A 14,472-nucleotide genomic window follows, 5' to 3' on the forward strand; every position below is an offset into this window, starting at 1 on the left:
CTACAACTAGATACGGTATTGCAATATTAAGTATTTTGCTGCTCTTTACAGGTTCGGGTTGCAGTTTAACGCGCAACCTTAAAGGCAATGAAAAATTGGTGCGTAAAGTTACCATCAAAGGGATGGATAAGGAGTTTACCGAACTTGCACTAAACTATGTTGACAAACAGCAACAGCCCAACAACGTAATTAACCTGCAGTTATATTATCTTTTCAATAAAAACGGTAAAAAAAACATTGGCGAACCGCCGGCTATTTTAGACAGTAACCTGGTTGAGTTTTCGCGCGTTCAGCTTGAAAAATTTATCCAAAGCAAGGGTTATTTAAAAGCGAAGGTAAGCGATACCATCACCATCAAAAAGAAAAAGGCCGAGTTGCTTTTTACCGCCGTTGAGGGCCCGCTGTTTAAAATACGCAAGATAAGCGACAGCATTGACGACCCTAAAGTACGTACCCTGTACCGCGCAAACCGCCCCAAATATTCGCACCTGCAGCCCGGCGGCCGTTTTGACACGGATAGTTTAGCTTTTGACCGCGACGCGTTTTTCCAGGTGATGAAGCGTAATGGCTACTATGATTTTTACCGCCAGTACATTAACTTCGAGTACGACTCTACCTTTAACAGCAGCGTGGTTGACCTTAAGCTGGTTATTGATAATCCGGCAGATAAGCCCGCTCACCCCATTTACACGATTAATAACACACTGGTAATTATAACCAACAGCAATAATCGCACACCTACCAAAGAAGACACCTTAAAGGTTGATTCACAGTTTAGGTTTGTTGATTATTCGCACCGGTTTAAACCGCGCCCGGTGATAGATTACATCTTCCAGAAAAAGGGCGAATTATATAGTTCTGAGATGCAAACTACGACCACCTCGCGCCTTTCAGAATTAAACGTGTTCAGGAATGTGCCAAACCCGGAGTATGTAAAAACAGCCGACAGTACCAACCGGCTAAATACGACGATCCGGCTGGTGCCACTCAAACAGATGACGGACCGGGTAGAAGGCGAGTTTTTATTTAGCGGCGGGCGATACGGCTATAACGTAGGCAATACCTTTACCGACAGGAATATTTTTAAAAGAGCGGTTACCCTGCAAATCAAACTTAATTTAAGCGTACTGTATGATAACGGCCGAAATACATCAAGCACGGCCAGTGTTGAAAACCAGGATTTTAAAATAGGCGCCAATTTAATATACCCCTGGATAGTTACGCCTTTTCACTTTGCCAAACCGGGTAAATACGGGGTACCGCATACTACTTTCTCTACCAATTACTCCCTGTTTTTTCAGAAAGGATTGGTTGAACGTACCAGTTTTATCAACTCTGTGACTTATGATTTCCTGGAGACGGCTAACAAGGTGCATAGTGTAACGCCAATAAACATTGAGTTTTCAAAAGGCAATATTGATCCAACCGCGCTTCAGCAATTGCTAAAGCAAAACCGCTATTCGTATATCTATTTAATTGGCCGTACTGTATTTACTACCGGCAGCCAGTATACTTACCAGGTAAACGGCAATCAATTAAATAACTATTCTAACTTCACCTATTTTAAAGGCTCGCTTGATGTGGGTGGTAATATGCTGTCGGCCGTGAGCAACGCTTTTAATACGCCTAAAGATACGTTAGGTAAACGCACGCTCTTTGGTTATACATTTGCCCAGTATGCCCGGGCCGAAATTGATCTGCGGCTATACCATAGTTTTGGCGGCGAACGTCAATTTATTCTGCGCTTAAATCCGGGGATTGGTTTGCCTTATGGAAACAGCTCATTACTGATATTTGAGAAGAATTTTTATGCCGGCGGCGCAAATGACATGCGCGCCTGGCTGCCGCGTACATTGGGCCCGGGCCAGTTTAACCGTGCCACGGCCTATGGCAGCGACACCACCCTTAGAAGCCGGCTAAAATATATTGACCAGCTTGGCGAAATAAAGTTTATTACCAATGCCGAATACCGCTATAAACTGGCCAATAACTTTTTCGGGGCCAAGCTAAAAGGCGCCGTGTTTGTTGATGCCGGTAACGTTTGGCGCCTGCACAAGCAAGCTGATAACCCTAACGGCGAATTCAGGTTCAACAATTTCCTGCAATCATCAGCAATTGGTATAGGTACAGGTTTGCGGTTTGATGTGAGTTTCTTTGTATTCAGGCTTGATGCCGCGTTTAAATTTAAGGATCCGCAGTTTAACGGTGCAGATCAATGGGTGCTTATAAAACACGCCAATGAGTTGTTTCATCCCGGTGCCTTTAAACAGGCTTACCTTGATGCTAACCGCACCGGGATTGATGCACAGGGCAGATCATTGGGCGATACCTATAACTTTATGCAGCTAAATTTTGGCATTGGGATGCCATTCTAATCGGCAGCGAATTAAAACACCCCTTTCAGTCCGTCAAATATGCTTTCAAAAAACGTGGGGACAGTTAATCCGTTATGATGGTTGAAGTACAGAAATATACAGAAAATCACTATCGCGATGATGATGAACCGCTTAAACATATATCCCAGCAAGATCAGCGCCAGCGGTATAATTGCCAGTAAAAGCCAGCTGATATGCATAGGGCGCAGCTTGCCATCCTGCTTGTAAATATAATACAGCATGGAGTGGGTGCCGCTGTCATTAATATGTTTTACATAAAAAAAAGCCGACTTATCAAGCTTGTGACGATAAAATGCCGTGCCCTTGTCAAACTTCATTTGTTCCTGGAAACCGTTTATCGTGAAAGCAAATACGCCGTCAACGTTTTCCTGAATGTTGCCCGCCGAATCAACCGCGACCACCGCTATCTCGCTCTCGGCAAAAGGGTTTTCTTTTATTACAAATTGCTTAATGTTAATTGTATCCGCAAAAGCAACGTTGCCGGCAATCAGCATCAGGAGAACAACAAATAATATCTTTTTCATTTTTTAGTATTAGGTTTGAAAATTACAAACAACCCGCAATAAAATTAGTTAATATAATTTGATGATACCGCTATTAACATCATTTGAATTAAAATACACCGATAATGCTGAATAACCCGCTAATGTTTAAATTGTTGACCTTCTTTTTTTTAACAACTTTTATCCCTAAACCTGCCGGCGTAAGTGATGCAGACCGGATATGTGGCAAATGGATATCATCAGACAAAGCTATTATTGTACTGGTATATAAAGACGGCAACGGCTTTAAAGGGAAAATGATCTGGTACAAGAATACGGATACCAGCAAGGGCATGAATGAATGGACGGACAAACATAATCCAGACCCGGCATTAAGAAACCGGAAACTATTGGGCATGGATGTTTTAAATGACCTGAGTTACGTACCCGGATCAGACAGTTGGGAAAACGGCAGGGTATATGATTCAAGAAGCGGCCATGAGTATAGCGCCTCGGTACATATCAGCAAGGAAGGCTTACTTAAAGTTACCGGTTACTGGCACTTTAAATTTTTAGGCAAAACCATGACGTTTACACGCGCCTAACACAAAAGATCAGCGACCGGTTTAAAAAAAAGAGATTAAAGATTAAAGCAGCGATTTTAAACATTACTTAACATAATGTCCTTTAATCTTTAATCTTTAATCTTTAATCTTTAATCTTTAATCTTTAATTAGCTTTACCAAACTCACCGTTAGCGGTAATCTGAACTTCGTCGCTTAAGATGGGCGCGCTGTATTTTGAACCAAAATTAAAGTCTGAACGTTTGATGACGCCCGTTAACTGAAAACCTGCATCGGCGGCATTACTCATTGGGTTGGTTATGGTACCGCGGTACCATAAATTCATAACTACCGGTTTGGTTATACCATGCAAAGTTAAGTTGCCTTTTAACTGGTAATGATTTGGCGTAGTTTTAGTAATACCGGTGCTGGTAAAGGTCATGGTGGCAAATTTATCCACGTCAAAAAAATTCGCGCTTCTTAAATCCTCATCCCGTTTTTCAACCAGGGTATTAACAGATGCGGTTTGTACCACCAAATTAAACTTAGCGTCGCTAAAATCTGGTTTATTAGTTACGATGCTAACATCAAAATCTTTAAACACACCCTCAACGTCTGATACGGCAAGGTGGGTAATTGTAAATTTAAGCTGCGCATGAGCTTTGTCTACTTTCCAGGTAGTTTGTGCAGATACAGCGGTTACCGATAACAACGCTGCTGCAAAAAGGAAAACGATCTTTTTCATTTTGTGATTTATGTTTAATATTTAACAAAAGTAAAAAGATCGTTTACATATACATGTTCAAACATACATTTTTACTTTTATATGTCTTTCTCTTTTATTTCTTAGTATTCAGATTAGGCAAATCATTGTTTCCTTTCAGATATTTCTCCAGGTACTGAAAGTTTACATTGGTTATCAGCACATAACTCTGTAAATCATAAGCCGCCCCGTGCGCTCCCTTTGGATAGATCCGCAAATCCGCGTCCTTACCGGCATTGGTTAAGGCAGTTATTAATTGCATGGTTTGCGCCGGGTGCACGTTATCATCACTCATCGAGTGGATCAGCAGTAAATGATCCTGCAGGTTAGCGGCATAAGTTAAGGTTGAGCTTTTATCATACCCATCCTTATTTTCCTTTGCAAGGCCCATGTAACGCTCGGTATAGACATCGTCATACAAACGCCAGTCGCTACAAGCCGAGTTAGCCAGGCCCGCTTTAAACACCCCCGGATGGGTAAGCAGGGTATATACCGTAGCGTAGCCCCCGTAGCTGGTACCCATTATGGCAAAATTATCCTTATCAACAAACGGCAGGGTTTTCATATACCCGGCTGTTTCGGCAAAGTCCTGGCTTTCATACTTGCCCAGTTGCTTGTAGCCGATCTTTAAAAACTTACTGCCATAATTTGATATGCCACGGTTATTTAAATCAACTACAATGTAGCCATTTTGTGCCAGCCATTGCTGCCAGCCGTTAGCCGAAAACTGGTTATATACCGAATGCGACTCGGGCCCGCCATAAACGGTAAATACAACCGGGTACTTTTTTGACGGATCAAAATTAAATGGCTTGATCATATAAGCATCCAAAGTGGCCCCATCACTGGTTTTAACTTTAAACAGCTCGGGCGCCGAATATTCATGTGTTTTCAGGAAGGCGGTTACGCCGGCGTTATCCTCCAGCATCTTAAGCGCCTTGCCGTTAGCGTCAAACAAAGCAACATGGGTGGGTGTGGTCAGATTACTGTAGGTATCTAGATAATACTTGGTATCCGGCGACATGTTTATGGTATGGAACCCATCCACATCGCTTAATTTTTTCTTGCCCGTACCGTCAAACCCGATGCTGTAAAACTCCTGCGCCAGCCCGGATGACTCGGCAGATAAATAGTAAATCCGCTTTGTTTGCGGATTGATGCCGCTTACCTTAATCATATCCCAATCGCCTTTGGTAACCTGGTTTATCAGTTTGCCATCATAGCTGTAACGATAGACGTGGTAGTAGCCTGAGCGGTCAGACACCCAGAAAAACTCTTTTGATTTTTCAGGGAAATAAACCATATCATTTACGTTGGTATAAAAATCAAATACGGCAACCCAGGTGGTATTTTTCTCGTCCAGTACCACATGATGCTCGCCGGTTTTAACATTGAAGAAATACAGCTTCATGTGGTTTTGTTCGCGGTTAAGCGTCATCATAGCCAACACGTCCGGGTTGCTTGTCCAATAAATACGCGGGATATAAAAATCGCCGGTTTCATCAGGCTTCAGCCAGATCTTCTTACCGGTGGTAACATCGGCAACACCAATACGTACTTTTGGGTTCTCATCCCCTACCTGCGGAATGGGGATATGGACGATTTCGCTGTGATGGCCTTCAAAATTGGTCATCTCAAAATCCGGCACTTTACGCTCATCAAACTGCCAGTAGGCTATATATTTATTATCGGGCGACCAGTTCCAGGCTTGCGGCTGGCCAAACTCTTCTTCATACACCCAGTCATAATGGCCGTTAAATATGGCTTTGTCGCCAGTTGCATCGTTTGTTAACTGCTTTTCTTTGCCTGATGCAAAATCATAAACATACATATTGCCGTTACGTTCAATCCCTACTTTTTTTCCGTTTGGAGATAACTCGGCCGAGCGGGCATCTTTAGCTGCCTGTTTTAATTGTTTGGTTTGCAGGTTATAAACAAAATAATCAGAGATACCTGATTTACGATAGATGGGCCTGAAATCCGACTGAAAAACCAGGTTCTTTGAATCATGCGACCATTGGAAAGACTGATAGTCGAACGGCTTCTTCGTTCCCGGGAACATTAAACCGTTTTTATTAAAGATCAGCTCATCTTTTAGGGTTGACGGCTCCATAGACCGGATCTCTTCGCCGGCTATATAAGAATATTTTTCGCCGTCGTTGATCCAGTTTACGCTGGCAGGGCCGTGTTTTCCGCTCAGCCTGCCGGCTGAGAATAATGCTTCGGTGGCGCTTGAATATTGTGCTTTGTTTTGAGCGTTAACGGTATACGGGAGTATACCCATTAACACCAGCGTTATGCACAGGTATGGTGCAGCAGTTTTTTTCATATTGAAATCAGTTTGGATAAAGCTAAAGCATTTATGGCACTTGGACAATATAATCAAACAGATGTTACGGCTAAGCTGTATATTTACACTAAACACTAACTGATGACCGGAAAAACGCCCAAACAATCGCTAACCATAATGAATGAACTGGTATTACCCAACGATACCAACACTTTAAATAACCTGATGGGCGGGCGGCTGCTGCATTGGATGGATATAGCGGCAGCCATATCGGCACAAAAACATTGCAACCGCATTGTGGTGACTGCCTCGGTTGATAATGTTTCTTTTAAACATTCTATTAAACTGGGCGATGTGGTAACTATTGAGGCTAAAATAACCCGGGCATTTACTACTTCTGTAGAAGTGCGGCTGGATGTCTGGGCACAAAACATACCATCAGGCACGCTGGTAAAAAGTAACGAAGCTTATTACACTTTTGTGGCGCTGGATAAAGACGGCTATAAAATTGATGTGCCGGAGCTTGTACCAGAAACTACCGACGAAACAGAACTGTATAACGGCGCCCTGCGCCGCAGGCAACTAAGGTTGATACTGGGCGGCAAAATGAAAGCCCATGATGCTACCGAATTAAAAGCTTTGTTTTTTGGGGAGCAGAAATAGCTGGTGATAAATTAGCGTTTTTGAAAAAAAACGTTAATTTTATTAAACCAATCTTAATCTGAAACCAATAATGAAAAAGGCCTTATCACTATTAGTTGCCGTGGCTTTGCTAAGCTCATGTGCTTCCAAAAAACCAGAAATAAAAACAGCAACCATGGTATTAACCCCGCCGCCACCAATTGCAGCGGCAAATGACGGTTCGACCATTGAAAAAGCATTTAAGCTACCGCAAGTACATGAACAGGAGGGCATTAAGGCCGAATATGCGATACTAAACAAAAAATATCCCGGGCATAAACGTGGCGGCCAGGCGTTATTATTTCATGACAAAAAACCCTACGATGCTATAAAAATAATCACCTCAGACGGCAAGGAAGTGACAACTTATTTCGATATCTCTAATTTCTTCGGAAAATTTTAGCCGGATTAACTGCCCATCTCTACAATGCGGTCAAACTCCTCGCGTTTCAGGCCCATTACCGACAGGCGGCCCTGCTTAACCAGCCCGACGTCTTTTAAACGTTCGTCGGCTTTTACCTGTTCAAGGGTTACGGGGTTCTTCAAAGATTCAACCGGCGAGAGATCAACCACCAGCCAGTTCGGATCGGTGGTAGTGGGGTCCTGGTAGGCTTCTTTAACTACTTTGGCTATGCCTACCACTTCTTTGCCTTCGTTACTGTGATAAAAAAGCACCAGGTCGCCTTCTTTCATCTCGCGTAAGTTATTACGCGCCTGGTAATTGCGGACACCGTCCCAAAAGGTGCGGCCATCCTGGTTAAACTTTTCCCAACTGTATTTATGCGGCTCAGATTTTACTAACCAATGGTTCATGTTATGCTTGTAGTTATGCGGTAAAGCTATTAAAAAGGGGGTGAAATAAAAAGGACTTATACTTACATTATGTCATTTCGAAGCGTAGCGAGAACTTCTCTCTTGAGCGAAGCTAAAAATCTTAAACGCTTGTCAGGTTTGTCGCTTGTATAAGATTTCTCACTCGTCCCTCGTTTCGAAATGACAAGCATCTAAGTGCACTACTAGTGCAATATCTTAAACATCAACTCCTTCATCAATCCGCCATGATCGGTGTTTGACTCTACACCTTTGCTTTTTACATCATATTCCCGCAGGTAGCTGATGATCTGCATGGTTTTGGCGTATGGGTAGCTACGGGCCGCCAGCTCGTAATCTTTCACAAAAAAAGGACTGATACCCAACTCGCGGGCCAGGTTTTGTTGTGATTTATCTTTGGAGTAATGATAGATGAGCACTTTGGTGAAAAAGTTATTGAGGTTGCCCAGTACCAACACTATCGGGTTAGCTTTCGGATTGGCTTCAAAGTAGTTGATGATCTGGTTAACTTTTAAAGCATCCTTTTTACCCAAAGCGGTTTGCAGCTCAAATACATTATATTCTTTGCTTATGCCAATGTTGTCGTGGATATGCTTTAAGGTTATCTCCTGCCCTGCCGCAACATTCAGCATCAGTTTATCTACCTCGTTTACAATTTTTGATAAATCGTTCCCCAGGTACTCGGCCAGCATCAATGACGCCTGCTGATTAATTTTATAGTTTTTTTCGGTTAAGTAACCCTCTATCCAGGCAGGGATCTTACTATCATACAAAGCAGCCGATTCAAAAACCAGCCCGTTCTTCTCTATCGCTTTATAGGTTTTCTTGCGTTTATCAAACTTGCCGTATTTATAGCAAAACACCAGTATGGTACTGGGCAGCGGGTTTTCTAAATAGCTCAATAACGGGTTAATGCCTTTTTTGTCGTCGCTGTCACTGCCCCATTTCATCTCCTGGGCCTCTTTAACCAGTACTACCTGGTAGTCGGCCATCATAGGGTAACGCTTGGCTGCATTAAGCACGGTCATGATATCGGTATCCTTGCCATATAACACGGTTTGATTAAAGCCCTTTTCGGCATCAGGGAGCAGGTGATGCTCAACATGGCTGCCTACCAGGTCAATAAAATAGGGCTCGTCGCCGTGCAGCAGGTATAGCGGTTTGTATTTACGGTTCTTTAAATCCTTAATTATATCGGCGGCAGTCATTAAGTCAAAAGTAAAAATTCAAAAGGCAAAAAATGCAGTGTTAACAAATAATAATGAATAACGCTTTTGAATTTTTACTTTTGATTTTTCACTTAGAACCCATGCTGCAACCCTTAAATCTCCCGCCTTATCCATTTAAAATAACCGATGAGAACGGGCAGCTGAGTTTATTTGACGAAATAAGAAAAAGGAATATCATCATTACCCCCGAAGAGTGGGTGCGCCAGCATTTTGTACAATACCTTATCCGGCAAAAAAACTATCCCAGGAGTTTACTAAGGCTGGAGGGCGGGCATAAACTGTATGGTAAACAAAAGCGATCGGACATCATCGCGTTTAATTCGGCCGGCGATAAAATTTTACTGGTTGAGTGCAAGGCTCCCGCCGTTGCTATTGACCAAAAGGTTTTTGACCAGGTAGCCCGTTACAACCTGGTGCATAAAATAGGCCTGCTTGCTGTTACCAATGGTTTGCAACACTTTTATTGCCGGATCAACTTCGGGCAAAACAACTACCAGTTTATTGAGGAGCTACCGGCTTACCAGCAACTATAAACTTACTTATTGTTGGATTAGCAACCAGGTTCTGTATCTTCTCAAACAACTCATTAGGTATAAATGGTTTTGATACATAATCATTCATGCCTGATTCCTGCACCCGCTCGCGGATATCAAATAAGGCCGAGGCGGTGAGGGCTATAATAGGGATACTTGATTTTTTTGGATCAGGCATTTTACGGATCTCCTTTGCGGCATCAAAACCGTTCATTACCGGCATTTGCAGATCCATCAAGATAATATCAAAATTGCCATACTGTATCAACTCAACCGCGCGCTCGCCGTTTTCGGCAATAGACGGCACGATATTCCATTTAGACAGCAGCTTTTTCATCAGCATAACATTTACCGGGTTATCTTCGGCAATCAGCATGCGGATGGCGCTTAATGTCTGGCCATTTTCAGTTATCTGCGGCAGGTTACTTGTTGATGGCTCAAACGCTTCTGTCGCTACCGGGAATTCCATATTGAATGAAAACTCAGACCCCACACCGGGCTTGCTGGTTACCTTCATTTTTAAGCCCTGTAACTCCAGCAGGCGCTTAACAATGGCCAAACCCAAGCCCGTCCCGCCGTATTGACGGGTGGTGCTGGTAGACTCCTGTATAAAGGGTTCAAAAATAAGATTGAGGCGCTTTTGCTCTATACCGATACCAGTATCCTTTACTGAAAAATTAACGGTTACCCGGTTATGGCGGTCCTCAATACAGGTTGCCTTAACAGCGATATTACCATCGGCGGTAAATTTGATGGCATTGCTAACCAGGTTAAATACGATCTGTGTTATACGCGTAGGGTCGCCGAAGAGCATCTTCCTGTTCAAAGTACTATCAACATCCAGTTTAAATAAAATACCCTTTACCTGTGCCGTCATCATTTGGCCCCCGCAAATATTCTGCATCAGTTCGGGCAAATTAAATTTTGTGTTTTCAAAAACCAGCCTTCCCGATTCGATCTTGTTAAAATCAAGCACATCATTAACAATTGACAACAGGTTACCGGCCGAGAACTTAAGCACTTCCAGGTTTTCCCGCTGATCGGGCCGGGGGTTGCCGGTTATTAATAAATTGCTCATGCCGATGACCGCGTTAAGCGGCGTACGGATCTCATGCGACATCGTAGAGAGGAACTCGGATTTCGCCTCTGATGATTTTTGAGCTTTCTCTATGGCCAAAGTGAACTCGGCGGTTAGTTCGGTTTGTTTGTCGCTGGTTTCTTTAAGCTCTTTGATAGTTTTAATAAAGGCATTATAAAAATGACTGTGTATAAAAGCAATCAATGCCAGGCAGGCAAACACGGCTATAATGGTCGTGGTCTGATCAACTTTTTCGGGCTTAAACGGCAACACATAATTATTGCTGTATTGCAGCAACAGAAGGGTTAGTACAGGCACAATGTTGAGCAACGAATAGATCAACCCGGCTTCCTTTCCGAGCATGTAAAAACCAAACAACATGATCATAATGATAACCTCAACCGTAACCACATCAACATTTTGGATCGCAATAAAAATATTAATAAGGTTAGCTATAGTGGCTACAATAAGGATAAGATGCGATATGGCTATCCACCTTGGCCGGTAGGTAAGAAATTTAAACAGGGCAACTGAGCTAACCAACATCATCCCGGTGGTTATACTCAGAATGATATGATGCTGGTATATAACATCTGCCAGGATCACAGACAATGTAAAGAATGATAATGCCAAGCCATAGTACAGCAGGCGTAAACGGGCATTGTCAAGAATAGATAAATCGTTTGATAAGATTCTTCTGATAGAAAAATTAGAAAACCGTACTTTTCTGTTCATAACCAATTGTTTAGCCTAAGCGCTACACTATGGATTTTTAAACTAATCATTGTTATAATTAATTTAAAAGTTCAGCGATAGCTAACCCAGGTTAAACAATTAGTTTGCCAATCCGGATAATCCCTCTTCAATGATCTTTAGCTTTGCCTCGGCATCGGCTCGCTTTTTTTGTTCGGCTTCAATAATATCGGGTTTTGCGTTGCTCATAAAACGCTCGTTTGAGAGCTTGGCATTAACTGATTTTAAAAATCCCGTTAAATAGTCTTTTTCTTTTTGCAGCCTTTCCCTTTCGACCACCGGATCAATATTTTCGTTCAGCGGCACATAAAACTCGTCTGTTGATACTAAAAAGGCGCTTGCACCATTTAACTTGTCATTAACCAACACCAGCTCAGTTAAGTTGGCAAGCCTGGTTAAGATGGTTTTATAGGATAAGTATTCAACACCCGAATTTGATTTTACCGAAAGCGGTAAAGCCTCTTTTGGCGACAGCTGTTTGCTGTTACGAATATTTCTTACCTGGGTTACTACCTGTTTTACACTTTCCATATCAGCCAGCAAACGGGAATTTATTTCCCCATTATTTGGTAATTGGGCAACGATGCAACAATCCATCGGTGTACGTCCGCCAAACAATTCATCGTGCCATAACTCTTCGGTTATAAAAGGCATAAACGGATGTAAAATCTTCAAAATGTTTTCAAAAAAAGCAATCGTACGCCTGTAAGTTTCGACATCAATCGGCTGCAGGTAAACAGGTTTGATCATCTCCAGGTACCAGGCGCAGAAATCGTCCCATATCAGCTTATAAGTAGCCATTAATGCTTCTGATAAACGGTATTGGATAAAGTTATCTTCAATCTCTGTAAGTGCCTGGTTAAAACGGCTTTCGAACCAGTTAATAGCAACCTGGTTGGGGTTTGCCAAACTATGATCAACCTCCCAGCCCTTAACCAAACGGAAGGCGTTCCAAACCTTGTTGTAAAAATTACGGCCCTGTTCGCAATGGCTTTCGTCAAACATCAAATCATTACCGGCAGGCGAGCTTAGCAGCATCCCTACCCTGACGCCATCGGCGCCATATTTCTCAATCAGGTCCAAAGGATCGGGCGAGTTACCCAATGATTTTGACATTTTACGACCCTGTTTATCGCGGACGATACCTGTTAGATAGACATTTTTAAATGGCACTTCACCCCTAAACTCGTGTCCAGCCATGATCATTCGCGCTACCCAGAAAAACAGGATCTCGGGCGCAGTAACCAAATCGTTAGTTGGATAGTAGTAGTTAATATCGGCATTGTCCGGATCCTTAAATCCGTCAAAAACAGATATCGGCCATAACCACGATGAGAACCAGGTATCCAGTACATCTTCGTCCTGCGTTAAGTCTTGCGTGGTGAGTTGTGGGTTCTGGGTTAGTTCTCTTGCTTGTGCTAACGCTTCATCGATGGTTTTGGCAATAACATACCCCCCGTTTGGCAGATAGTAGGCAGGTATTTGCTGCCCCCACCATAACTGGCGGCTTATGCACCAGTCCTTTACGTTCTCCATCCAATGGCGGTAGGTATTGGCAAATTTTTCGGGGATCAGTTTAATATCGCCATTTAACACATAATCAAGCGCGGGCTTTGCCATCTCATCCATCTTGCAAAACCATTGCATAGATAACTTGGGCTCAATAACCGCATTGGTGCGTTCAGAAAAACCAACCTGTGATTTATATTCTTCAACCTTATCCAATACCCCTGCTTCTTCCAGCATTACCGCAATTTTTTTACGGGCTGCAAAGCGGTCCTCGCCTATCAATATTTCGGCTTTTGGGTTTAGTGTACCGTCATCATTTAAAATATCAATAACCGGCAGGTTATGTTTTATACCCAGTTCATAATCATTCAGGTCATGCGCCGGGGTTACCTTTAAACAGCCGGTACCAAAATCCATGGTTACATATTCATCCAGTATAACCGGTATTTCGCGGTTAATTAACGGGATAAAAACCTTTTTACCATGCAGGTGTAAATAACGCTCATCATTAGGGTTGATACAGATAGCCGCATCAGCCATGATGGTTTCGGGGCGCGTGGTAGCAATGGTTAAATAACGGCTGCTAAGCGGCGAATGATGGGTAGCAAGGCTTTCGCTCAGCAGGGAAAGCTCATCCATCACCACTTTATATTTTATATAATATAATTTCTGATTAACTTCTTTACGGATAACTTCTTCATCACTTACCGCGGTTTTGCCTTGCGGGTCCCAATTTACCATGCGTACGCCACGGTAGATGAGGCCCTTTTTATACAAGTGAATAAAGGTATCAATAACGGCTTCAGACATATCATCATCCATGGTGAAGCGGGTACGCTCCCAATCGCATGATGCGCCTAATTTTTTTAACTGTTCTAATATAATCCCGCCATATTTTTCTTTCCACTCCCAGGCATAATCCAAAAACTCCGGTCGTGTTAAATCCTTTTTGCTGATGCCGCGCTCTTTAAGCATGGCAACAACTTTTGCTTCGGTCGCAATACTGGCGTGGTCGGTACCCGGCACCCAGCAGGCATTTTTGCCTTTCATGCGGGCACGGCGTATCAGCACGTCCTGTATGGTATTATTTAGCATATGGCCCATGTGCAGCACCCCGGTAACGTTTGGCGGTGGTATTACAATAGTGTAGGGTTCGCGGTCATCCGGTACTGATCTGAAAAAATTATTCTCTAACCAGTAACTATACCATTTCTCTTCGGCTTCTTTGGGCAAATAGGTTTTAACAATACTCATAAGGATGCAAAAATAAGGTTTTGGATTAAAGTTTTACGGATTGATTATGAGATGCAATAATTATCAGGTTGAAATATTTAACATCTGCTTAAATTCGTTATTATTGTAGT

The 14,472-nt window shown here is 42.8% G+C and carries 12 protein-coding genes; 5 read left to right on the plus strand and 7 right to left on the minus strand.

Annotated features, from left to right (window positions below; translation table 11 throughout):
• Positions 1-35: 35 nt before the first annotated feature.
• Positions 36-2,375, plus strand: coding sequence for a BamA/TamA family outer membrane protein (locus LJ658_RS02640; protein WP_230544901.1), 2,340 nt, complete (start codon positions 36-38; stop codon positions 2,373-2,375).
• Between the two features lie 11 nt (positions 2,376-2,386).
• Here LJ658_RS02640 and LJ658_RS02645 read toward each other — a convergent pair whose 3' ends face one another.
• Entirely contained in the window at positions 2,387-2,920 is a 534-nt protein-coding gene (locus LJ658_RS02645) for a hypothetical protein (RefSeq protein WP_230544902.1), read from the minus strand.
• Positions 2,921-3,042: 122 nt separating this feature from the next.
• On the opposite strand from LJ658_RS02645, the gene LJ658_RS02650 reads away from it, so the two are divergent.
• Complete coding sequence (locus LJ658_RS02650) at positions 3,043-3,483, plus strand: DUF2147 domain-containing protein (RefSeq protein WP_230544903.1); 441 nt, start codon at positions 3,043-3,045, stop codon at positions 3,481-3,483.
• A gap of 124 nt (positions 3,484-3,607) precedes the next feature.
• Here the strand turns inward: LJ658_RS02650 and LJ658_RS02655 are convergent, their stop codons facing one another.
• Together LJ658_RS02655 and LJ658_RS02660 are read right to left on the minus strand one after the other, a co-directional pair.
• Positions 3,608-4,186 carry a YceI family protein gene (locus LJ658_RS02655; RefSeq protein ID WP_230544904.1) on the minus strand — a complete coding sequence of 193 codons (579 nt, stop codon included), beginning with the start codon at positions 4,184-4,186 and terminating at the stop codon, positions 3,608-3,610.
• A gap of 94 nt (positions 4,187-4,280) precedes the next feature.
• Entirely contained in the window at positions 4,281-6,533 is a 2,253-nt protein-coding gene (locus LJ658_RS02660) for a S9 family peptidase (protein WP_230544905.1), read from the minus strand.
• A 102-nt stretch (positions 6,534-6,635) separates the two neighbouring features.
• Here LJ658_RS02660 and LJ658_RS02665 point away from each other — a divergent pair, with 102 nt between their 5' ends.
• Together LJ658_RS02665 and LJ658_RS02670 are read left to right on the plus strand one after the other, a co-directional pair.
• A complete protein-coding gene (locus LJ658_RS02665; RefSeq protein WP_230544906.1) occupies positions 6,636-7,157 on the plus strand; it encodes an acyl-CoA thioesterase in 522 nt (173 codons plus the stop codon).
• A 70-nt stretch (positions 7,158-7,227) separates the two neighbouring features.
• Entirely contained in the window at positions 7,228-7,578 is a 351-nt protein-coding gene (locus LJ658_RS02670; RefSeq protein WP_230544907.1) for a hypothetical protein, read from the plus strand.
• Between the two features lie 5 nt (positions 7,579-7,583).
• On the opposite strand, the gene LJ658_RS02675 is transcribed toward LJ658_RS02670, so the two are convergent.
• Both LJ658_RS02675 and holA read right to left on the minus strand, forming a co-directional pair.
• Positions 7,584-7,988 carry an EVE domain-containing protein gene (locus tag LJ658_RS02675; protein WP_230544908.1) on the minus strand — a complete coding sequence of 135 codons (405 nt, stop codon included), beginning with the start codon at positions 7,986-7,988 and terminating at the stop codon, positions 7,584-7,586.
• Between the two features lie 203 nt (positions 7,989-8,191).
• Positions 8,192-9,214, minus strand: a complete 1,023-nt coding sequence (gene holA / locus LJ658_RS02680) for a DNA polymerase III subunit delta (RefSeq protein WP_230544909.1) — start codon at positions 9,212-9,214, stop codon at positions 8,192-8,194.
• A 53-nt stretch (positions 9,215-9,267) separates the two neighbouring features.
• Between holA and LJ658_RS02685 the strand changes: the two genes are divergently transcribed.
• Positions 9,268-9,768: a type I restriction enzyme HsdR N-terminal domain-containing protein gene (locus LJ658_RS02685; protein WP_230544910.1), complete on the plus strand. Its 501-nt coding sequence runs from the start codon at positions 9,268-9,270 to the stop codon at positions 9,766-9,768.
• On the opposite strand, the gene LJ658_RS02690 is transcribed toward LJ658_RS02685, so the two are convergent.
• A complete protein-coding gene (locus tag LJ658_RS02690) occupies positions 9,734-11,581 on the minus strand; it encodes an ATP-binding protein (RefSeq protein ID WP_230544911.1) in 1,848 nt (615 codons plus the stop codon). The two genes, LJ658_RS02685 and LJ658_RS02690, sit on opposite strands and share 35 nt — an antisense overlap.
• Before the next feature lie 99 nt (positions 11,582-11,680).
• Positions 11,681-14,362, minus strand: coding sequence for a valine--tRNA ligase (locus LJ658_RS02695; protein WP_230544912.1), 2,682 nt, complete (start codon positions 14,360-14,362; stop codon positions 11,681-11,683).
• Positions 14,363-14,472 lie beyond the last annotated feature (110 nt).

Source organism: Mucilaginibacter sp. UR6-11, assembly GCF_020880695.1.
Classification (GTDB): domain Bacteria; phylum Bacteroidota; class Bacteroidia; order Sphingobacteriales; family Sphingobacteriaceae; genus Mucilaginibacter.

Bases quoted from the DNA above. Each gene is read 5' to 3' on its own strand.
- LJ658_RS02685 (WP_230544910.1), top strand. From the start codon at position 9,268: ATGAATAACGCTTTTGAATTTTTACTTTTGATTTTTCACTTAGAACCC.
- holA (WP_230544909.1), bottom strand. From the start codon at position 9,214: ATGACTGCCGCCGATATAATTAAGGATTTAAAGAACCGTAAATACAAA.
- LJ658_RS02665 (WP_230544906.1), top strand. From the start codon at position 6,636: ATGACCGGAAAAACGCCCAAACAATCGCTAACCATAATGAATGAACTG.
- LJ658_RS02695 (WP_230544912.1), bottom strand. From the start codon at position 14,362: ATGAGTATTGTTAAAACCTATTTGCCCAAAGAAGCCGAAGAGAAATGG.
- LJ658_RS02650 (WP_230544903.1), top strand. From the start codon at position 3,043: ATGTTTAAATTGTTGACCTTCTTTTTTTTAACAACTTTTATCCCTAAA.
- LJ658_RS02670 (WP_230544907.1), top strand. From the start codon at position 7,228: ATGAAAAAGGCCTTATCACTATTAGTTGCCGTGGCTTTGCTAAGCTCA.
- LJ658_RS02660 (WP_230544905.1), bottom strand. From the start codon at position 6,533: ATGAAAAAAACTGCTGCACCATACCTGTGCATAACGCTGGTGTTAATG.
- LJ658_RS02645 (WP_230544902.1), bottom strand. From the start codon at position 2,920: ATGAAAAAGATATTATTTGTTGTTCTCCTGATGCTGATTGCCGGCAAC.
- LJ658_RS02675 (WP_230544908.1), bottom strand. From the start codon at position 7,988: ATGAACCATTGGTTAGTAAAATCTGAGCCGCATAAATACAGTTGGGAA.
- LJ658_RS02690 (WP_230544911.1), bottom strand. From the start codon at position 11,581: ATGAACAGAAAAGTACGGTTTTCTAATTTTTCTATCAGAAGAATCTTA.
- LJ658_RS02655 (WP_230544904.1), bottom strand. From the start codon at position 4,186: ATGAAAAAGATCGTTTTCCTTTTTGCAGCAGCGTTGTTATCGGTAACC.